General features: G+C 52.1%; 14 protein-coding genes. 11 read left to right on the top strand and 3 right to left on the bottom strand.

Annotated elements, in window-relative coordinates; translation table 11 throughout:
- The first annotated feature begins 37 nt into the window (after nt 1-37).
- Nucleotides 38-3,523, top strand: a complete 3,486-nt coding sequence (locus tag E0496_RS18240) for a carbohydrate-binding protein (RefSeq protein WP_141503180.1) — start codon at nt 38-40, stop codon at nt 3,521-3,523.
- A 333-nt stretch (nt 3,524-3,856) separates the two neighbouring features.
- On the opposite strand, the gene E0496_RS18235 is transcribed toward E0496_RS18240, so the two are convergent.
- From E0496_RS18235 to E0496_RS18225, 3 genes are read right to left on the bottom strand one after another with little or no spacing between them, the layout of a single operon-like run.
- The gene (locus tag E0496_RS18235; RefSeq protein WP_141503179.1) at nt 3,857-4,870 is read right to left on the bottom strand and encodes a sugar ABC transporter substrate-binding protein; all 1,014 of its coding nucleotides are present in this window, start codon (nt 4,868-4,870) and stop codon (nt 3,857-3,859) included.
- Complete coding sequence (locus E0496_RS18230; RefSeq protein ID WP_141503178.1) at nt 4,845-6,485, bottom strand: response regulator; 1,641 nt, start codon at nt 6,483-6,485, stop codon at nt 4,845-4,847. Before E0496_RS18230 ends, E0496_RS18235 begins: the two co-directional genes overlap by 26 nt.
- Nucleotides 6,482-8,281 (bottom strand): sensor histidine kinase, encoded by a 1,800-nt coding sequence (locus E0496_RS18225; protein WP_141503356.1) that lies wholly within the window; start codon nt 8,279-8,281, stop codon nt 6,482-6,484. Before E0496_RS18225 ends, E0496_RS18230 begins: the two co-directional genes overlap by 4 nt.
- Before the next feature lie 282 nt (nt 8,282-8,563).
- Between E0496_RS18225 and E0496_RS18220 the strand changes: the two genes are divergently transcribed.
- The 10 genes from E0496_RS18220 (at nt 8,564) to E0496_RS18175 (ending at nt 21,052) form a co-directional block, all read left to right on the top strand.
- Nucleotides 8,564-9,598, top strand: a complete 1,035-nt coding sequence (locus E0496_RS18220; protein WP_141503177.1) for an ABC transporter substrate-binding protein — start codon at nt 8,564-8,566, stop codon at nt 9,596-9,598.
- 85 nt (nt 9,599-9,683) lie between these two features.
- The gene (locus tag E0496_RS18215; protein ID WP_141503176.1) at nt 9,684-11,207 is read left to right on the top strand and encodes a sugar ABC transporter ATP-binding protein; all 1,524 of its coding nucleotides are present in this window, start codon (nt 9,684-9,686) and stop codon (nt 11,205-11,207) included.
- Nucleotides 11,204-12,229: an ABC transporter permease gene (locus tag E0496_RS18210; protein ID WP_141503175.1), complete on the top strand. Its 1,026-nt coding sequence runs from the start codon at nt 11,204-11,206 to the stop codon at nt 12,227-12,229. The genes E0496_RS18215 and E0496_RS18210 overlap by 4 nt, the downstream gene beginning before the upstream one ends.
- Nucleotides 12,222-13,190, top strand: a complete 969-nt coding sequence (gene yjfF, locus E0496_RS18205; RefSeq protein ID WP_141503174.1) for a galactofuranose ABC transporter, permease protein YjfF — start codon at nt 12,222-12,224, stop codon at nt 13,188-13,190. The genes E0496_RS18210 and yjfF overlap by 8 nt, the downstream gene beginning before the upstream one ends.
- Before the next feature lie 73 nt (nt 13,191-13,263).
- Entirely contained in the window at nt 13,264-14,328 is a 1,065-nt protein-coding gene (locus E0496_RS18200; RefSeq protein WP_241674857.1) for an ABC transporter substrate-binding protein, read from the top strand.
- A 26-nt stretch (nt 14,329-14,354) separates the two neighbouring features.
- Nucleotides 14,355-15,395, top strand: coding sequence for an S-layer homology domain-containing protein (locus E0496_RS18195; protein WP_241674856.1), 1,041 nt, complete (start codon nt 14,355-14,357; stop codon nt 15,393-15,395).
- A 385-nt stretch (nt 15,396-15,780) separates the two neighbouring features.
- A complete protein-coding gene (locus E0496_RS18190; RefSeq protein ID WP_141503173.1) occupies nt 15,781-16,539 on the top strand; it encodes an IclR family transcriptional regulator in 759 nt (252 codons plus the stop codon).
- A gap of 98 nt (nt 16,540-16,637) precedes the next feature.
- Nucleotides 16,638-17,543 (top strand): fumarylacetoacetate hydrolase family protein, encoded by a 906-nt coding sequence (locus E0496_RS18185; RefSeq protein WP_141503172.1) that lies wholly within the window; start codon nt 16,638-16,640, stop codon nt 17,541-17,543.
- Nucleotides 17,544-17,556: 13 nt separating this feature from the next.
- Entirely contained in the window at nt 17,557-19,038 is a 1,482-nt protein-coding gene (gene gucD / locus E0496_RS18180) for an alpha-ketoglutaric semialdehyde dehydrogenase GucD (RefSeq protein WP_141503171.1), read from the top strand.
- Between the two features lie 19 nt (nt 19,039-19,057).
- The gene (locus tag E0496_RS18175; protein ID WP_141503170.1) at nt 19,058-21,052 is read left to right on the top strand and encodes a YjhG/YagF family D-xylonate dehydratase; all 1,995 of its coding nucleotides are present in this window, start codon (nt 19,058-19,060) and stop codon (nt 21,050-21,052) included.
- Nucleotides 21,053-21,115: the final 63 nt, after the last annotated feature.

Genomic DNA, 21,115 nt, shown 5'->3' with positions numbered 1-21,115 from the left:
TACTGGGACAGGAAATTGAGAAAGGTGGAGAGTTTGAATGAAGAAGAAATGGAAGAAATGGCTGACGATGACGATGGTGGCCGCGCTTATTATCATGTTAATTCCGGTGGGAGCGAAGGTGCAGGCGGCCGACGCAGCACTTGCCCCGGCGATTGGAAAGACGCCGGGCAACGGCAACCCGCTGTTCTCGCACAAGTTTGGCGCGGATCCCTATGCGATGGAATATGACGGCCGCATTTATATTTACATGACTAACGATATTCTTCAGTATAATGCCGATGGATCGGTAAGGGATAACACGTATAGCTTAATTAATAAGATTACGGTCGTTTCGTCGGACGACATGGTGAACTGGACTGACCATGGGGAGATACCGGCAGCAGGGTCGCAAGGCGCGGCCAAGTGGGCCAACAACTCATGGGCGCCAGCAGCGGCACATAAAACAATCGACGGGAAAGAGAAGTTTTTCTTGTATTTCGCGGACAGCGCTAACGGCATCGGCGTGCTTACGGCAGACAGCCCGATTGGCCCGTTCACGGATCCGCTTGGAAAAGCTTTAATTAACCGCAACACGCCGGGAGCAAGCGACGTTACGTGGCTGTTCGATCCTGCGGTTCTGGTGGACGATGACGGAAGCGGATACATCTATTTCGGCGGAGGCGTTCCGGCGGGCAAGGAGTCCGATCCCGGAACGGCGCGTGTCGCGAAGCTTGGGGCGGATATGATCAGCTTGGATCTGTCTGCAAGCGGAGGAACGGCGAAGCCGATTAATCCGCCGTGGCTGTTTGAGGATTCAGGTATTAATAAATACAACGGAAAATATTATTACTCCTATTGTACAAACTTCTCCAGTGGCAATCGGCCGGATCATCCGACGGGAACCATTGCTTATATGGTAAGTGACAACCCTCTAGGCCCATTCACCTACGTCAAGACGATACTGCCTAATCCTGCGACGTTCTTCGGCGTCGGTGGCAATAACCACCATGCGATCTTCGATTTCAAGGGCGAGTCATACATCGTCTATCATGCGCAAACGCTCGCGAAGGCGATGGCGGAGAGTGGTACAATGCCGGAAATGGGAGGCCAGGCTCACGGTTACCGCAATGCGCACATTAATAAATTGAGTTTCGATGAGAGCGGTGTGATCCAAAATATAACGGGCGATTATAAAGGCATACCACAATTGAAAGCGTTTAATCCCTATACAAAGGTTGAAGCAGAAACGTTTAGCTGGAACGGTGGCATTGCGACCGAGAAAACAAGCGAGCCTGGACCTTTGGCAGCGAGCATTAATCTGGCCGTCGGCAATATTGACGATGGGGATTGGACCGCTATTTCCCAAGTCGACTTCGGAACTGTAGGCGCGGGTACGTTCACGGCTAATGTCGCAAGCGCCACAGGAGGCGGGAAAATCGAGCTTCGCCTCGACAGCGCGAGTGGCCCAGTAGTCGGGGAGCTGTCCGTATCGAGCACGGGAGGAGAGAACAGTTGGCAGACGAAGACGACAAGCATTGTCGGTGCATCAGGCGTACATGATCTCTATTTAATATATAGAGGAGCTCCCGGCAAACTGTTCAAGGCCGACTATTGGCAATTCGAGCAAAAGAGCGAGACACGCGAGCTTGCCGCCATTCATGCGTCAATTGACAGATATAAGCTTGATATCGTCTCTGGTACGAATAAAGCAGCCCTGAAGGTTACGGCTGTTTATCGTGATGGAACAAGCGAAGACGTAACGGAACAGGCTGTCGCTGAGCCGAGTCAGAGCGGTATTGTCAGCATTGGAGACAGAGCAGTAACCGGCGTAGGGTATGGCTCGACAAGCATTAATGTTAGCTATGGCGGAAAATCGGATGTGCTTCATGTGTTGGTCAAGGACTTGAACAGCGAGCTAACTGTGAAGGAAATTAAAATCGATAATGCGACGATAGCGCTGGATTCCGGCCAAACCGCAGCTTTCAAGGTTACGGCGGAATACATAGACGGGCATACAGAGGACGTAACAAAAACCGCGGTTTATACGAATCCAAATCCTAGTGTCGCGGAAGTGGCTAACGGGAAGATAACGGCGAAAGAAGGAGGTACAACCGACGTTGTCGTCAGCTTCAAGGGAGCATTTGGCGATGCTGTAACTGCCCATATCAGCGTAACGGTAAATCGGCCTTCCATCGTAGCGATCGAGGCGGAAACGGCTGCGGAAAATACGGAGAACGCATACGTAACCGGCGTTATCAGCGGACATACTTGGTCGCTGGCGGATGGCCAGTCCACAAAAGCGATGCTGTTCGGGCCAGACACGGGCTTTAGCATGTCGGGAACGGACGCGGCTACGCTTGCTACAGGATCTAAACTAAGCTATAAGATCGACTTCAAAACTTCTGGCAATTACCAGTTATGGGTGCTTGCCAAGAGCGTCGATTTCAATTCGGACTCTATTCACGTCGGATTGGATAATCAATATAAATTCACTTCTAATGGCATTCAGGGCGTGAGCGGAAGTCAATTCAAATGGGTTAATCTCAGCAACGGAGGTACTGCCGTGCCCGGCGGATCGGCTATAGCAGTCACAGCCGGTGTGCATGAGCTGATTCTATGGGGAAGGGAAGACGGTTTGATTATTGATCGGATCTATTTGACGACGAGCACTTCAACTGCCGAACCGGTATGGCCTCCGGCAGAGCCCCAAGCGCCTTCGACGGAGCTAACGGCAGACAGCCTCGTCAAGCCTGGCAGCAGCTTTACGGTTGCTTTGAATCTAAATCATTTGGAACAAATCGTTTATGCACAGGATATCACCTTAGATTATGATGCGAACCTATTTGAATTCGTGAACGCGGAAGGCGCGAGTGACAATATTAAAATCGTGACAGAGGACAAAGCGGTGCTAGGCAAAGTCAGGCTCTTGGCCGTCAACATTGGAGGCCTCTCCGGTGTGAGCACGCCTGCACTTCGTATGAACTTCAAGGTGAAGGCTGGCGTACAGAATACGTCTGGTTTAATAACCGTTGCCGACGCTCAGCTGGGTATTCCTCCGGAAGGGACCGTCGTTCAGGCTTTGACGAGCAGCAAAACGATTGCCATCGGCATCATTGAAGTGATCATCGATAAAGCGGCGCTGATATCAGCCATTGCCGAAGCTGAAGCCCTGTTCAAAGCCGCAGTTGTCGGCACGCTTCCTGGTCAATATCCGCAAGCGGCCAAAGAGGCGCTCGGCTCGGCCATTGCAGCAGCCAAAACGGTGAAGGACAATGCAAGCGCTACGCAGCCTCAGGTGAATAGTGCCGCAGCTGAGTTGATTGTAGAGATCAATACGTTCAAAGCGAAGGTTATTAAGGAAGCATCCTCGGATCTGAATAATGACGGAAGCGTTAACGTAGGCGATTTGGCGATCGTGGCATACCATTATGGCAAGAATGCAACAAGCGCGGATTGGTCGGCAGCCAAGCTTGCGGACATGAACGGCGACAACCGAATTGATATCACCGATCTGTCGCATGTGGCTTCTAAACTGCTTCAATAAATAATGTAGGATTAATTCGTGCCAGTAAACGGCATTGCCCTATCCGTCTATGCTGTGAGCAGCATAGACGGATAGATATAGCCGAGTTTCGGTTTCTCATTCGTACAAGAATAGAGGAGCAATTGGCCTCATCTCGGTTATGCAAGTTAAGTTATGAACGGAGACAAACGGATTAGTATTGTGGATTTTCCCATGTAGCTTGCAAATGAATTGACAAAGAATTTAGAAGGATTAATCAGTAACAGTCAAATGATAGAACAAAACCTCCGTACTCACGTTAATGTAACGTGAGTACGGAGGTTTTTTGGGTTTTGGCCGTCAAGGCTTTGTCTATTAACGTCTTTGTTGATTGTAAAGTTTGGCTATGTCGGGGAACGAATTAACGGTTTCGATAGTCAGAACTCTGGTGCCGGTATCGATCCGGTCCGGGAAAGGCTTGTTTTGCGCGGCGCTCATCAGGCTTACGATGATTTCTATAGCCCATTGCTGCTCATTTTGTGAGACGACCGAAGTAATTTGACCGTTATGAATCGCTTCCTTAATATCGCTTTGCATGCCGAATGCCACAACGTCCCTGTTCAATCCTTTCGCTTTCCAGACGAGAATTGATGACGAGGCAGACCATAGATCGAGCGAAACGAATGCGTCAAAATGCGGATGACTGTCGATCATGACCTCCATGTCGGCCAGAGCTTGATCCTCGCTCCCATGATTGTACCGGATATCGAGCACCTGGATGTCCGTATGCTTATCAATGTAATTAAGCATCCCTTCAAGCCGCCGCTGCTGAGCGGGCATATTCGGAAATCCGTTCTCCACAAGCAGCATGCCTCTGCCCTTGAGCAGCCGATCGAGCACTTTGCCGACAAGCGCGCCTCCTTCATAATGGTCGGCTCCGATATAGGATAATCGGTTGCTGCTTGGAGAATCCGTCTCGAAGCAGATGACCGGAATGCCGGCTTTGATCGCCCGATCGATGACCGGAGCGAGGGCATCCCCATCAACCGGACTGACGGCAATGCCATCCACGCCTTGATTAATCATTTGGTCCATCATCCGGATCTGCTGCTCCAGGTTGACTTCGTCTGGGGCTTTGACGATCAGTTCGATGCCGAGCGGACCGGAAGCGTCTTCTGCCATTTGGGTAATCATTTCGTAGAAGGGATGAGCCATCGGATACAGGATGCCAAGCGTTAAGCCGGCTGGCTTATCCACTTTATATTCTGAAATCTTATTGATGGGGTTATGTGCCTCCGGCCCGCCGCTCGAACAGGAACTTGCGAATAATAAAGCTAATACAGTAAGAAGAGTGGAGAACCGCTTAGCCGTGCTCGAAGGCAGCTTCATGACTGGCTCCTTTATTCCCGAGGGATAATCCGCCGTTCTTACGGAATTGCTTAGTCGTAAGTCCGGTGACGCGCTTGAACAGGTTAGAGAAGTAATGGGAGTCGTTATAGCCGACCTGAAAGGCCACTTCATAGGATTTCGCTGGGGTTGTCAGCAGCAGCTCCATTGCTTTCTGAATACGCGTTTGGGTTAAATATTCGATAAATGTCTGTCCGGTTTCCTGGCTGAATACTTTGCTCAGGTGGCTAGGGCTTAGCCGCACGAATTCGGAGGCGCTCTGAAGCGAAATGTATTCTTTATCGTAATGTTCCTCGATATACGTCTTCATCTTGACAATCAGCTCGCCGTATTTGTCCGAGCCCTCGGCTCTCCAACGCCAATACTGTGCCGCAAGACGGACCAGATAGGACGATGCGTCCTCCTTCGTCCTAATATTGCCGATCTCGGCTTGAAAGTAGGACAACGCTTCCATGTGCGGGATGCGAAACGATTGCTCGGACGCGTGCAAGACTTCAATCGTGAGATCGCTTAGAATGTAGTATCCGAGGGAAGAGCTTTCCCAGTCTTGCCCGTTCAAGCCGGCCATATACGCTCCTACGAAATGCTCGGCTTCAGCAGGTGTCCCAAGCTTTAGAAATTCCAAGAATTTGGAACGATCAAGGAAAGCGGACGGATCAAGTGGAACCTGTGCTGACGATTTCATCTCAAGTCGGTTCTGCTTGGAAAGCCGTTGCCAGTGCATAGCCTCCTCCGCATCCAAATAGGAGAGATGAATGCCCTGCAGCCGATCTTGTACGCTCCCAATTCCGATGGAGGTTGCTGTACTGAAGATGTTATCGGCTTGTTCTCGCATGCTGCGGAAGCAAAGGAGCCGTTCCTCGAGCTGCTGGCGTGAATCCCCTGTAACGATCCACACCGTCTCGGACCTGCTGCGCCTGTAAGTCAGCATAACGCAAGCGGGAGATAACGGGACAGGTAGCTGCTCATCACTCAGCCCAATGGTTGCGTTCTTGACCGAAGTCTCTTCGCGGTCCTCCCCGGCCGTGCAGCGATCATCCGACACGACGACCGCATAATAGGAGGACAGCAAGTTTAGCGCTAGTGCCGAGCTCCAATGAATGGCCTCTGATGCGGTCAAGAATCCACAGCACAAATCGCCCAGTAGCTTTTCTTTCGTCATAGTAATAATTTCATTTTCTTTCAGCAGTTCCTTGCGAACTTTCTCCTGCTGCTGTTTCTCTTCGTCGATTTTCCGGCTGACACCATGCAGAATCGCAAGCATGTTGGCCGCGCTTACCGGCTTTAGGGCATATTCCTCAACACCTAGGCTTAAAGCCTTCCTTGCATATTCAAATTCGCCATGGCCGCTCAGGATCACGATCTTGACATTCGGCATCCGCTGGCGGACGATTCCGCTAAGTTCGAGTCCGTCCATGAATGGCATCTTGATGTCTGTGATCAGAATGTCGGGCTGCAGCTGTTCGATCAGTTGGAGCGCGATTTCGCCGTCAGGCGCGTCGCCTACGTACCGGAAGCCTTCCTTCTCCCATTGAATACATTCCTTGACCATCTCGCGAACGAGAATTTCGTCATCCACAAGCATCACATTTTTCATTGCGATAACTCCTCTCTCATTGGAATTCGAATCATGACCTTCGTGCCGATGCCAGCTGTGCTTTCCACGGTCACGCCATACTGTTCTCCGTAATACAAGCTTATCCGCTGCTCCACGTTATGCAGGCCGAAGCCGCCGGATACTTCTTTTCCGGTTTCCTCCGGTAGCAATTGCGCCTTCAGATTGCGCTGAAGCGCTTCTAGTCTTTCTGCGGACATTCCGGCGCCGTTGTCCTCCACCATGAGGAGGATCTCTTTCTCTGGGGTGCTGCAGCCGACGATTCGGACTAGACCTTTGCCTCGTTTGTTTTTGATGCCGTGATAGATAGCGTTTTCAACAATGGGCTGGACCGTCATTTTTAGAATAGAGAAGCCATTCAATGCGGGATCGACATCAATTTCATAATCGAGTATGTCACGATAACGCATTTGCTGGATGATCAAGTAGCTGTGAACATGTTCAATCTCCTTCTCCAAAGTGATCCAATCGCGGCCTTTGCTTAAAGAGATTCGGAAAAGCTTGGATAACGCTTCGACAAGCAGAATCACTTGCTTGTTCCTGCCGGCTTCTGCCATCCAGACGATGGAATCAAGCGTATTGTATAAGAAATGAGGATTAATCTGCGCCTGAAGCGCGCGCAGCTCCGCCTTCTTCATGGCTTCATGTTCTTTCAAGCTTTGGTCAAGCAAATGTTTGATCTTCTCGAGCATGGTATTAAAGCTGTTGCTTAAATTAGCGATTTCGTCTTTGCCCGACGTAATAACCTTGGCTTCCAGGTAGCCGGAAGCGGCCAACTGCATTTTGTTTTTCAGCAATTGAACGGGTCTTGTCAGTTTGGAGGAAATAAAGAAGTGAAGCGTAATGGCAAACATGATGCTCAGGATGACGCTAATAATAATCATTTGCCTGATGGAGTTGGCCTCTTTCACGATTTCCTGCAGCGGAACGTAACCGATGATATGCCATCCCGTTCTAGGAGATTGCGCAGAGAAGATGAATTTCGGTTTTCCGTGCGACGAGTCGATATAGTGGCGGTCCGATTGCACGATAACGTCGCTTGCGCTCGGAAGCTGTCCGGCAAGGCGGCCTGTCGGCGAGAAGATAGGCACGCCATTGGCGTCGGCGACATAGAAGAAGCCCGATTCGCCCAGCGTTGTTCCGTCGATCGATCGGCTCACGACTGAGTCGTCGATGTCAATGACGATAAAGCCGATTACCTCGTGGGTAATCCGTTGCTTGACCGCGGTCATGATGGAGATGACGTTCGAATTTTGGTAAAGAAAGCCATCGAGCCGATCCAGAGGGGATGACTGGGTAGGAGGTATATTCAGAATGTCGTCAGGATGGTTCGTCAAGTATACGAAATGCGGGTTACGAAGCGGGTTTTTATCCAATTGAAAGACGCCTCTGCGTTCGCTTATGCCTCTGCCGTACAAATTAATGATCGATATGTTGAGTACGCTCTCGTCGGTATAAGTGTCCAGATACGCATCCATAGTCTTCAGAATGTCTTTGGCATCGGAATAGGTGTCGCTTTGTGAGAACAGAAAATGCAGGACGCGCGGATCGTTGCCTAGCTCCAGTAATTTTCCAGTATCCTCAAAAAGCAGATCAATGTCGCGCGCTAACTGCTCGCCGGCAATCATGGAAGACGCTTTGCTGTTGCCGTACACGGTGTTGAATGATTTCTTATAGGACACGAGGCCAACGACGATAAGCGGCACGCAGGTAAGGATGATGAACATCGTAAGTAATTTCGCCCTTAGGCTGGATGCGATCCAATCTATCAACTTCATATTCACGAGTGACCTTTCTTATCAACGATTAGAATGATAAAAATTGAAGCGCTATCATCCCTAATTATACCAAAAGGGTAAGAGGAAGGATATGGAAGCGTAAACATTCGAAAAAAAATACAACAAACTCACAAGAAAGCAAACCAATTCGGAATCAGCTTCCGAAACGCGTAAAAATTTACAAGGTTTACGTATGAAACTCCGTATAAGGCATCATGGAAAGCCATCTATAATCGTGTCAAACCAATTCAGTTGGTTACCACAAGGAGAGGAATGAAGAAGATGAAACCGACTACAAAAAAGGGTCTAGCTTTGATCGCGATGGCTATGCTGGTATTCACGACAGCTTGCGGGGGGAATGGGGGATCAAATTCTCCAGCGAACAATAAAGGCGGTTCAAGCCCATCCGCGACGGAGACGACGGTAGCGCCAGACGACAAAAAGATTACGCTTGGCTTCTCGCAAGTTGGGGCAGAGAGCGGCTGGCGTACCGCCAATACGCAATCGGTTCAGGACTCGGCAAAGGAAGCGGGCTTCGAGCTGAAATTCTCCGATGCACAGCAGAAGCAAGAAAACCAAATTAAAGCCATTCGCACTTATATTCAACAGAAGGTGGATGTAATCGCTTTCTCTCCGGTCGTTGAATCCGGTTGGGACACCGTATTGAAAGAGGCGAAGGATGCCGGAATTCCGGTTATTTTGACGGACCGCGCGGTTGACTCCACGGATACTTCTCTTTATGAAACCTTCATCGGCTCCGATTTCGTTGAGGAAGGACGAAGAGCAGGCACTTGGCTAGTCGACCAGTTCAAGGATGCAACGGGCAATGTCAACATTGTCGAATTGCAGGGCACAACCGGTTCCGCTCCTGCGAATGACCGCAAAGCGGGCTTTGCTGAAGTGATTGCTTCCAATGCTAATCTGAAGGTAATTGCTTCTCAGACGGGCGACTTTACGCGCGCCAAAGGCAAAGAGGTTATGCAAGCGTTCCTTAAAGCTCATGCGGATATAGACGTGTTGTACGCTCATAACGATGATATGGCGCTTGGCGCGATTCAGGCAATCGAAGCGGCCGGACTCAAGCCGGGAGTAGACATTATCATTATCTCGGTTGATGGTGTCAAGGACGGATTCGTAGCGGCAAGTGAAGGGAAAATTAATTTTATCGTCGAGTGTAATCCCCTGCTCGGGCCACAATTGATGCAGGCCGTAAGAGATGTTGTGGAGGGCAAGGAAGTGCCGAAGCGCATCGTGACAGAGGAAGGCGTGTTTACGTCAGAGGAAGCGAAGAGCGAGCTTCCAAACCGCAAGTATTAAATCTGGCATAGGGTTAAATGAACGATAGCCGTATCCCGGCGCCATGCCGGGACGGCTTTATCTCTAAACAGAAAGGAGCATTCAAATGGAAGAAGGCCGGCCCATCCTGCATATGAAAGACATTCACAAACAATTCCCCGGTGTCAAGGCATTGTCGGGCGTGCAATTCCGTTTGTTTCCCGGCGAGATTCACGCGCTAATGGGGGAGAACGGCGCGGGTAAATCGACGCTGATTAAAGTCTTGACAGGTGTTTATTCCATCGACCGCGGACAGGTAGAGATGGATCAGGAGCGCATTTCGATCCAAAGCCCGCAGGAAGCGCAGGCGGCAGGAATCAGTACGGTGTATCAGGAAGTCAATCTTTGCCCGAATTTATCTGTTGCGGAGAATATTTATATCGGCAGGGAGCCAAGACGCTTTGGCCGTATTCTATGGAAAGAACTTAATAGCGCCGCCGCAAAGCTGCTGGAGGAACGCATGAATCTAATGATTGACGTGACGAAGCCGCTGCATTCGTATCCGATCGCGATCCAGCAATTGATTGCCATCGCGAGAGCGCTGAACATTTCGGCGAAGGTGCTCATTCTGGACGAACCAACGTCAAGTCTCGACCGCGTCGAGGTGAGCCAACTGTTCAACGTTATGAACAAGCTGAAGAGCGAAGGGCTCGCGATCTTGTTCGTCACGCATTTCCTTAATCAGGTCTACGAAATTTCGGATCGAATAACCATTCTCCGGGGTGGAGAATTTGTTGGGGAGTATGCGGCTTCCGCGCTTTCCCGTATAGAGCTCGTCTCCAAAATGATCGGCAAGGAGCTGGAGTTGCTGGAAGAGCTTCCTAAGATGTCATCCCTTGACGGTAACGGAAAAACCGGCAGTGAGCTTCTGCTCGAAGCGAAGTCGCTCGGCAGGCGGGGCTCGATCGAGCCGTTCGATCTGTCCATACGCGCAGGGGAAATCGTTGGACTCGCCGGTCTGCTCGGTTCTGGCAGAACAGAAGCGGCAAGACTGCTATTCGGAGCGGACTCTCCTGATCAAGGCTCTCTCAAGATTGGCGATAAAGGCTCCGCGCACACGCCGAGACAAGCCATCGATAACGGCATCGCTTTCTGTTCAGAGGATAGGAAAGGGGAAGGCATCATCGATGATCTGACCATTCGGGAGAACATTGTACTGGCGATGCAGGCTTCCCAAGGCTGGCTGCGTACAATTTCGAAGAAGAAACAGTCCGAAATCGCGGAGCAGTTCATTGAAGCGCTGAACATTAATCCGCCCAACCCTGATCAATTGATCAAACATTTGAGCGGGGGCAATCAGCAGAAAGTGCTGCTCGCCAGATCGCTGCTGACCGAACCGAGGCTGCTGATACTGGATGAGCCAACACGCGGAATCGATATCGGAGCGAAGGCGGAGATTCAGAAGCTCGTTATGTCCTTATCGAAGAAGGGCATGTCCGTTCTATTCATCTCCTCTGAGCTTGAGGAAGTGCTTAGGGTAAGCGACCGAATCGCTGTCATGCGCGACAGGAAGAAAGTGAAGGAAATGACGGACGGAGAAATGAACGAGCAGCTCGTTATGAAGGCGATTGCTGGAGGAGGAGAGGAATGAAACATCATTTGTTCTGGCCGCTGACGATTTTGGCCCTGCTATTAGTGTTCAATTTGCTTTACGACCCAACATTCTTCTCTATTAAGGTTAGGGATGGCCATCTCTATGGGAGCCTGATCGACATCTTGAACTTCGGAGCCCCGCTGTTGCTGGTTTCAATCGGCATGACGCTCGTTATCGCAACCAAAGGCATCGACTTATCGGTCGGTTCCATCGTGGCGATCACTGGGGCGATGGCTTGCCTGACGATTAGCAAGGGCCCAGACCAGAATGCGCTCGTGCTTGTAGCAACAGCTGTCGGTTTGTCGCTCGTTCTATCGCTTGCGCTCGGGCTGTGGAACGGCTTTCTCGTCGCAGGAGTCGGCATCCAGCCTATCATTGCTACGTTAATTCTAATGGTTGCTGGACGCGGAGTCGCCCAGCTTATTACGAGCGGGCAAATTATTACCGTATCCAGCAGCTCTTATAAGTTTATTGGGGCAGGCGTACTGTTCATGCTGCCGTTCTCGATCTTCATCGTCGCCGCGGTATTCGCGGTCGCGTCTCTCTTGACAAGAAAGACAGCTATCGGCTTGTTTATCGAATCGGTCGGCAATAAGCCGGTGGCCAGCAGGCTTGCGGGCATCCGAGCGAAATCGGTCATGATTGCGGTTTATCTATTCTGCGGGTTATGCGCAGGGGTAGCCGGTCTTATTCTGAGTTCCAACGTGTCAAGCGCCGATGGGAACAACGCGGGCCTCTGGTATGAGCTTGACGCTATTCTTGCAGTCGTGATCGGCGGGACTTCGCTCAATGGCGGCCGGTTCTATCTGGCAGGCACCGTCATTGGGGCGTTGATTATCCAGACGTTGACCACCACGATTTACATGATTGGCGTGCCGCCGGAAATTACGTTGGTCGTCAAAGCGTTCGTCGTGCTTGTTGTCTGCCTTATTCAGTCCGAATCATTCCGGAAAGCAATTGTCGGCAGATGGAAAACTCGTCGCTATCCAGCTGAGAAGGAGGTAGCGCGCCATGTTTAAACGACAGCATTTGCCAATTATCGTAACTCTGGCTCTGTTCGTATTTATGTTCATTGCAGGCTCTTTCCGATACACAGGTTTCTTCTCCACGCAGGTTCTGCTCAATTTGTTTATCGACAACGCCTTCCTGCTCATTGTTGCAATCGGGATGACGTTCGTCATCGTTTCCGGAGGAATCGATCTCTCCGTCGGATCGGTTATTGCGTTGACGTCGATGATCTCGGCTTCGCTGCTGCAGGAGGGCTGGTCGCCAGCAGCGGTCATCCCGCTGGTCTTGCTTCTCGGTTCCTTATTCGGTTCGGGGATGGGCGCAATTATCCATTATTTCAAAATTCAGCCGTTCATTGTCACATTGGCGGGTATGTTCCTGGCAAGAGGACTGTGCTATGTCATCAGTACGAACACGATAACGATTAACAATGCATTCTACACATCCGTAGCGCAGACAAAGGTCTATCTGCCGGGCGGCAATTTTGTCTCGATCAGTGTAATCATCGCGCTGCTTTTGTTCGTTCTAGCGTTCTACGCGGCACATTACACCCGTTTCGGCCGTAACACCTATGCGATTGGCGGAAATGAACAGTCAGCGGTTCTCATGGGATTGCCGGTCGCGCGGACGAAGATTGGGGTTTACCTGTTCAGCGGCTTTTGCTCGGCGCTCGGAGGTGTTGTGCTTACGTTTTATATGTTATCCGGCTATGGTCTTCATGCCATTGGGATGGAGTTGGACGCTATCGCTGCGGTCGTCATCGGAGGCACGCTGCTGACAGGCGGATTTGGTTATGTTGCGGGCACTTTGTTCGGCGTTCTGATCCAAGGTGCCATTCAGACAATTATTAGCTTCGAGGGAACGCTTAGCTCTTGGTGGACCCGTATTGTCATTGGCCTGCTCCTGTTTTTATTTATTTTGCTGCAAAGGCTGTTCAGTTCCAGACAACTGCTCCAGAAGCATCGCGCCTAGAAGAAAAAGGGATTTGACTTAAATGTGTCGAATCTCCTAATTCGTCCATTATATGCAATTGGAAGGTGTCGAGATGAGAAGAACGCTTGAAATACGGTACGGCAAGGCAGTGGGTCTAGCGATGTTGATGCTCGTCTTGGTAGCGGGGATCATTGGGTGCAAGACGGATGAAACGGAAAAGATTTCTGGCAACGTCGTGAACCAGACGCCTTCTTCTTCGAATCGGAACGATGAGGAGGAAGCGGAGCCGCTGAGGCGTTCGTTCAAGCTTGGTTTCTCCCAGCTCGGATCGGAGAGCGATTGGCGTCTTGCGAATACCAAGTCCATTCGGGAAGCGGCGAATGAAGCGGGAATACAGCTATTTCTCGAAAACGCGGAGCAGTCGCAAGAAAAGCAAATCGAGGCGGTGCGTTCGTTTATCGACCAAGGTGTCGATGTTATCGCCATAGCGCCTGTCGTAGAGACGGGATGGGAGCCAATTTTGCGTGAGGCCAGGACAGCTGGTATTCCCGTTCTCATCCTCGACAGGAAGATGGAGCTTTCGGATCAATCGCTATATGTCACTTTCATAGGCTCCGATTTCTACGAAGAAGGGCGAATGGCGGGAAGGTATTTGCTGGATAAGATGAGAGACCGTTCGGGTGAGATTCGTATTGCAGAACTGCGCGGCACGGAAGGAGCATCTCCTTCCATCGACCGAGGAGGAGGCTTTCGGGAAGCGCTAGGCGAGTTTAAGGAAATGAATATTATCGCAAGCGAGTCAGCAGATTTTACTCAATCACGGGGCAAGGAGGTCATGAAGTCATTTCTTGAGACCCATAAAGGAGCGATTGACGTTCTATACTCGCATAACGATGACATGGCGCTTGGCGCAATCGAAGCTGTCGAGGAATATGGTTTGCAGCCGGGCAAGGATATCATCATTATTTCCGTGGACGGCACTCGGCAGGCCTTCGAGATGATGATCGAAGGCAAGATTAACGCTGTAGTTGAATGCAATCCGATGCTGGGACCGAATGTGATGCAAGCCGTGCTGGAACTGATGGAAGGCAGGACGCTTCCGAAACGGATTATTACGCCTGAGAGAATCTACACGGAGGTGACGGCAGAGCGAGAAGTTTCGAATCGCAAATATTAGCTTGATCAAATGATAATAGCGAAAGGATGGGGAAGCGCTTGAAATATCGAGTCGGAATGATGCTTCTAGCTGCTTGGCTCGCATTTTCCATACTGCCGGCGTACGCGATGGCCAAGGACGCCTCTTTCAGCTTGTCAGTCTCCAATCAGACGTCCATGAAGGGAAATCAAGTTGTGGTGACGGTGACGGGATCGGACCTTGCCGATGTATATGGTTTCGAAATTAATCTGAAGTACGATAAAGACAAACTGTTGTACAAAAAAAGCGCAAGCTTGCTGCAAGGCTTCTCCGTTCCCATAGCTCCAGAGGACGGCGTTGTCGTATTCGCGCACACGAAGGTTGGCAAGGCTGCAGGCTTATCGGGAAAAGTCGAGCTCGCGGCAATTACGTTCGAAATGATAAGCAATAAGACCGCAAAGACGACAGTGGAATTAACGCGCGTGAAGCTGGTGAAAAGCGATCTTACGGATACTGTACTCGAGCCCGGAACGAAAGCGGAAATCGCAGTACAAGCAGTTGGAAATTCCGGCACATTCAAGGATATTGCGGGCCATTGGGCTAAAGAAGGGATAGAACGCGCGGTCAATATGGGATTTGTAAGCGGTTACGGAGATGGAACCTTCCGACCGGATTTGAAGATTACGCGTGCGGAGTTCGTTGTGATGACCGCGAGGGCGTTTGATTTCGAAGCTAAAGGCGGGATGTCGCTAAATTTCAGCGATGTAGATAAAATCCCGGTTTGGGCAAGGTCTTATGTCGCGGAAGCGGAGCAAGCTGGCCTTATTAAAGGCTACGCGGACGGCAGCTTCCGACCTAATCAATGGATTAGCAGGTCCGAAATGGCGGTTCTGATCATGAGGCTGTATGACGGAGAGCTCAATACCAGCGCAAAGGCTACGTTTGCCGATAAGGAACAGATAAAGCCATGGGCGCTTCCGTCCGTCGCGGCCGCCGCTGATTTAGGAATCATTAAGGGCAAGAACGGTAATCGTTTCGCTCCTGCCGATTCTGCTACTCGGGCTGAAGCAACGATTATGCTGCTTCGTCTGCTTGATGCAAACAAGTAACTCTTGATATTCAGTATTGAATTGTGCTCGGCACGATTATGTTGGAAATGACGGATAGTAATATAAAGCGTCTTATGGCCAGTGCAATCGGGTAGCGAGTGACTGAAAAGAAGCGGAGCTGCTGGCTCTGCTCGCGTTATCCGTACTTACGGAAACGATGCGGCGTTGTTGTCCGGTCTGCATGCCAAGGGTGCTTCACGGTCGATCATGATAAGGAAGACGATGGTTTGCAGGAAAGGCGAATCGTATTTGCCACGGCGGCCGAAAAAAGAGACAAGTTGGAATTTAAAGGAGATAACCAACTGGACGACATCGTCGCTAGTTTGGTACAATATATAAGAACAATGTTCTATATTATAAAACTAAGGAAAGGGGGGGATTTTTCATGCCGATCATTCAATCACTCGACCGTGCACTTACTATTTTAGATTTATTTGATGAGCATAATCGAGTGTTGAAAATAACCGAGATCAGTACCAGGGTCGGCTTGCATAAAAGTACCGTGCATTCCCTGCTAAAGACGCTTCAACTTCATCGCTACATTGAACAGGATGAGAACGGGCTGTACCGGCTTGGCATGCGTTTGCTGGAGAAGGGGCAGCTGCTGTTGCAGAGCTTTGACATTCGTGAGATCGCGAGAGGACCGATGGACGCACTGTCAGGGAAGACGGGACAGACCGTTCATCTTGTCATTCGGGACGGAGCGGAGGGCGTCTACATTGATAAAGTCGAGGGCAGCAAAGCAGCGATCCGATATTCCCGGATTGGCCGGCGTGTACCTCTGCACAGCAGCGCAGTCGGTAAAGTACTAGCAGCTTACATGCCGGAGGCCGAGCTAGAGCGTCTGTTGGAGGGGTACGACTATTCCATTCATACGCCTCAGACGATCTCAAACCAGTCAGCTTTTCAAGGAGAGCTGATATCGGTACGGAACGCTGGCGTCGCCTACGACCGGGAAGAGAATGAAGCAGGTGTTCGCTGTGCCGCGGCACCAGTGTACGATCACAACGGCCACATGCTGGCAGCGATTAGCATCTCAACGATGACGTCAACTGTCGGAGATGAGGAATTGGCGGCATTCGTCTTGCTTTTGCAAGAAACGGCAGAACAGATCTCCCGCGGACTCGGCCACCGTCCAAGCTAACGAGACGGTACGTAAAGATCCAGGCCGGGTCTTCTTTTGCTGTAATATAAGAACATAGTTTTATAATATAAAACAACTTAACTGGAGGCCATACAATTATGCGTATATTTCGATACCTAGAAAATTTGCGTCCCTATTTGGGAGTTATAACTGAAGGCGGAGATACATACCGGCTAGATGCGCCGGATCTCATGACACTCGTAGCAGATGCCCACATCGCAGGATTGTCAACTGCTGCTTATGTGGAGAGCATGCTCGGCAGTCTCTCTGCGATCACAGCTCCGGCAGAATCGCTGAACTTGACGACGCCACTGGACGCACCGGAGGTATGGGCGGCAGGGGTCACGTATCAGCGCAGCCGTGAGGCGCGGAATTACGAGGCGACGGAGGGGCGGCTCGATGCTGACACTTTCTATGACAAGGTGTACGATGCCGAACGGCCGGAGCTGTTCATGAAATCGACAGCGGCCCGTACCGTTGGACCTGGCGAGTCGGTATGCCTGAGAAGCGACTCCACGTGGCAGGTGCCGGAGGCAGAGCTTGGGCTTGTCCTGGACAGTTCCGGCGCAATTATCGGTTATACGGCCGGCAATGATATGAGCTGCCGCGACATCGAGGGCGAAAATCCTCTTTACCTGCCGCAGGCAAAAATTTGGAAGCGTTCCTGCTCGATTGGACCGTTCGTCCGGTTGGCAGAGACGGTTGCTGATCCGTATGCCCTCTCGATTACTTGCCGCATTTACCGGGACGGAGCACTAGTCGTTGAAGAAACGGCTCATACGGGGCTGTTAAAGCGCAAACTGGAGGATCTTGTCGGCTTCCTGAAACGGGATAATGAGCTGTTCGACGGTACGGTGCTGCTGACAGGGACCTGTCTTGTTCCGCCGAACCAGTTCACGCTGGCCTCTGGTGACCGGATCGAAATTGAAATCGAAGGTATCGGAACACTGGTGAACACGGTAATTTGCGCTCATGAGCTGGACACGGCTCCTATTCATGCATAAGGGGGAAAAAATAATGACAAACAGCGAAAACACAACGAACCTGAATGTTCCTGAAATTGACAACTATATTGGAGGCGAATGGAAGTCGCCACTCACGGGCAGACGCAAGCCAGGCTTTAATCCGGCCCGCAGCAGCGAGATGGTTAGCTTAATTCCCGAATCCGACTACGAGGATCTAAGCATTGCGGTTGAATCCGCCGAAGCGGCTCGGAAAGCTTGGCGAAAGCTGGCGGGTGCGCAGCGCGGAGCGCTCCTCTTCAAGGCGGCTGATCTGCTGGAGAGCCGTATGAATGAGATCGGCCGTGCGATGACCCGAGAGATGGGCAAGACGCTTGGCGAGGCGAAGGGCGAGACGGCTCGTGGCGCGGCTATTTTACGCTATTACGCAGGTGAGGGGATGCGTTCGGTCGGCGACGTGATTCCGGCAACAGATGCGGAAGCGCTGATGTTCACGACCCGTGCACCGCTTGGCGTCGTCGGCGTCATTTCACCTTGGAATTTTCCTGTTGCAATTCCTATATGGAAAATGGCTCCTGCACTGGTGTTTGGCAACACCGTCATCTGGAAGCCGGCGGCTGAAACGGCCCTCACCGCCTCACTGGTCATGGCTTGCTTCCACGAAGCCGGTTTTCCGGCGGGCGTTGTAAACATGGTCATCGGAGACGGTGCCGTTATTGGACAGGGGATTGCCGAGCATCCGGGCATTCACGGCGTAACCTTTACAGGCTCTGACACAGTCGGCAAGCGTGTCGGCCAGACAGCTCTGGCACGCGGGGCGAAGTACCAGCTGGAGATGGGCGGTAAAAATCCGATCATCATCGCAGCTGATGCCGATCTGGATCTAGCGGTTGATGCTACAATTAGCGGAGGGCTTCGCTCCACCGGCCAGAAGTGTACTGCAACGAGCCGGGTTATCGTCGTCAGTGACGTTTACGAGACGTTTAGGACGAAATTGCTCGAGAAGGTAACAAAGCTTCAGGTAGGCGACGGCTTGAACCCGGAGACGTGGCTTGGCCCGTGCGCTAGCCGGAAGCAGTATGAAACTGTGCTTGATTACATTCGCAAGGGTAAGGAAGAAGGAGCAGAGCTGCTGTTCGGCGGCGAGCGACTGGACGATCCGGCGTTAGCGGACGGCTATTTCATCACTCCGGCCGTATTCGACAAGGTGACTTCGTCGATGGCCATTGCTCGGGAGGAAATTTTTGGGCCGGTGCTGGCGTTAATTGAGGCACGCGACCTGGATGAGGCAATTGAACTCGCGAACGATACAAAATATGGACTCAGCGCCTCCCTTTATACGAGCAATTTGGGTTATGCATTAAAGTTCATTCAGGAAACGGATGCAGGTCTCGTTCGGGTTAACGCCGAGACTGCTGGCGTGGAGCTGCAGGCACCGTTCGGTGGCATGAAGGGCTCCAGCTCCCACTCTCGTGAGCAGGGACAGGCGGCCGTCGAGTTTTACACATCAGTGAAAACGGTATTCATGAAGCCATAACTAGAAGGGGATACGTGCGATGGAGGATCTGTTAAAACATGTTATGGGCCCGGACGGCGCGGATTATTTCGAGGTGGCCACGCATGCTCCGGGGCCTTCTGGCAAGCTCCCGCTGACCCCGGAGCTTTTACTGAACGCGCCAAGCGGCGACCTGTTCGGCTGGAGCCAGAATGTCGGCATGGGATGGCGGACGGATCGCTTGCTGGGCAGGGAGGTTCTCATTATGGGGACGCTTGGCGGTATCCGCAACGAGGATGGGACACCTGCCGCGCTAGGCTACCACACTGGCCACTGGGAAATCGGTCTATTAATGAAAGCGGCGGCGAAAGAAATTACCGAGGCGGGCGGTATCCCGTTCGCAGCTCATGTTAGCGATCCGTGCGACGGACGCTCGCAGGGTACATCGGGTATGTTCGATTCTTTGCCTTACCGCAACGATGCGGCAATGGTGATGCGTCGACTGATCCGCTCGCTGCCCACCCGAGCAGCTGTTGTGGGAGTTGCGACCTGTGACAAAGGCTTGCCTGCAATGATGTTGGCGCTTGCCGGAATGAAAAGTTTGCCTGGTGTTATTGTGCCTGGCGGCGTTACGCTGCCGCCGACAAATGGCGAGGATGCCGGCAAAATCCAGACGATTGGCGCACGATACGCAAACGGCGAGCTGTCGCTCGAGGAGGCTGCCGATCTTGGCTGCCGAGCCTGCGCGACGCCGGGCGGAGGCTGCCAGTTCCTCGGAACGGCGGGAACGGCGCAGGTCGTAGCGGAGGCACTCGGGCTGACCGTGCCTCACGCCGCGCTAGCTCCCTCGGGCCAGCCGGTCTGGACAGAGATGGCGCGTCAATCCGCACGTGCGGCTATGGCGCTTGCCAGAAAGGGCCTCACACTGGCTGACCTGCTTACAGACGCGTCTATTCAAAACGCAATGGCGGTTCATGCTGCGTTCGGCGGCTCGACGAATCTGCTGCTGCATATTCCTGCGATTGCTCATGCTGCAGGGCTCAAGGTGCCGAACGCCAGCGACTGGGCGGCAGTCAACCGCAAGGTTCCACGGCTGGTCAGTGTGCTGCCGAATGGTCCTGTTCCACATCCGACAGTTCGTGTGTTTCTTGCCGGCGGAGTGCCGGAGGTTATGCTTCATCTGCGGCGGCTCGGCGTGCTTGATGTAAGCGTGCTCACCGCAGCTGGTGTGACATTGAATGAGACGTTGGACTGGTGGGAGACCTCTGAGCGGCGGCAAAGCATGCGAAACTATCTTGCAGAGCAAGAAGGGATCGACCCCGATACAGTTATCTATAGCCCGGATCAGGCGCGGATCGCTGGCTTGGCGCCGACGGTTACGTTCCCGACTGGAAATATCGCGCCGGAAGGCTCCGTCATAAAGTCAACGGCTATCGATGCGTCGGTTCTTGACGTCGATGGTGTATTCCGGCATGTCGGACGGGTCAAGGTATACACGACCGAGCGCGACGCCATTCGCGCCATTAAGACCGGAGGCATCTCCGCTGGCGACATATTGGCACTGATCGGGCGCGGCCCAACAGGGACCGGGATGGAAGAGACGTACCAGTTGACATCAGCGCTGAAGCATTTGACCTTCGGCAAGCAGGTGTCGCTTCTGACCGACGCCAGATTCTCTGGCGTGTCGACTGGCGCCTGTATCGGACATATCGGGCCGGAAGCACTTGCAGGCGGTCCAGTCGGGCGCTTGCGTGATGGAGACTGGGTAGATATCCGTATCGACACACGCAAGTTAGAGGGCTCCATCGATATGGTCGGCTGCGGCGAACTGCCGGACACTCCTGAGGCGGGGGCAACGATCCTTTCCTCAAGAACGCCGCATCCCTCGCTTGCGGAAGACCCTGATCTTCCGGATGATACCCGTCTTTGGGCCGCGCTGCAATCAGCGAGCGGCGGAACCTGGAAAGGCTGTGTGTATGATACAGACCGCATTATTCAGACGCTGGAGGCAGGCAAGCGTATGCTTGCACTGGAAGCTGGCGCTGGAGAAGGCTGATTCATCAGGACTTGACAGAGGTATTGCGTCAAGGGGATAAGGGTTGGGACAAGTAATGTTGAT

Source organism: Paenibacillus luteus, assembly GCF_006542765.1.
Taxonomy (GTDB): domain Bacteria; phylum Bacillota; class Bacilli; order Paenibacillales; family Paenibacillaceae; genus Pristimantibacillus; species Pristimantibacillus luteus.
This window is presented reverse-complemented; position numbering and strand designations above follow the sequence as displayed.

Coding starts and splice junctions, on each gene's coding strand:
- E0496_RS18240 (WP_141503180.1), top strand. CDS start 38: ATGAAGAAGAAATGGAAGAAATGGCTGACGATGACGATGGTGGCCGCG.
- E0496_RS18235 (WP_141503179.1), bottom strand. CDS start 4,870: ATGAAGCTGCCTTCGAGCACGGCTAAGCGGTTCTCCACTCTTCTTACT.
- E0496_RS18230 (WP_141503178.1), bottom strand. CDS start 6,485: ATGAAAAATGTGATGCTTGTGGATGACGAAATTCTCGTTCGCGAGATG.
- E0496_RS18225 (WP_141503356.1), bottom strand. CDS start 8,281: ATGAAGTTGATAGATTGGATCGCATCCAGCCTAAGGGCGAAATTACTT.
- E0496_RS18220 (WP_141503177.1), top strand. CDS start 8,564: ATGAAACCGACTACAAAAAAGGGTCTAGCTTTGATCGCGATGGCTATG.
- E0496_RS18215 (WP_141503176.1), top strand. CDS start 9,684: ATGGAAGAAGGCCGGCCCATCCTGCATATGAAAGACATTCACAAACAA.
- E0496_RS18210 (WP_141503175.1), top strand. CDS start 11,204: ATGAAACATCATTTGTTCTGGCCGCTGACGATTTTGGCCCTGCTATTA.
- yjfF (WP_141503174.1), top strand. CDS start 12,222: ATGTTTAAACGACAGCATTTGCCAATTATCGTAACTCTGGCTCTGTTC.
- E0496_RS18200 (WP_241674857.1), top strand. CDS start 13,264: ATGAGAAGAACGCTTGAAATACGGTACGGCAAGGCAGTGGGTCTAGCG.
- E0496_RS18195 (WP_241674856.1), top strand. CDS start 14,355: ATGGGGAAGCGCTTGAAATATCGAGTCGGAATGATGCTTCTAGCTGCT.
- E0496_RS18190 (WP_141503173.1), top strand. CDS start 15,781: ATGCCGATCATTCAATCACTCGACCGTGCACTTACTATTTTAGATTTA.
- E0496_RS18185 (WP_141503172.1), top strand. CDS start 16,638: ATGCGTATATTTCGATACCTAGAAAATTTGCGTCCCTATTTGGGAGTT.
- gucD (WP_141503171.1), top strand. CDS start 17,557: ATGACAAACAGCGAAAACACAACGAACCTGAATGTTCCTGAAATTGAC.
- E0496_RS18175 (WP_141503170.1), top strand. CDS start 19,058: ATGGAGGATCTGTTAAAACATGTTATGGGCCCGGACGGCGCGGATTAT.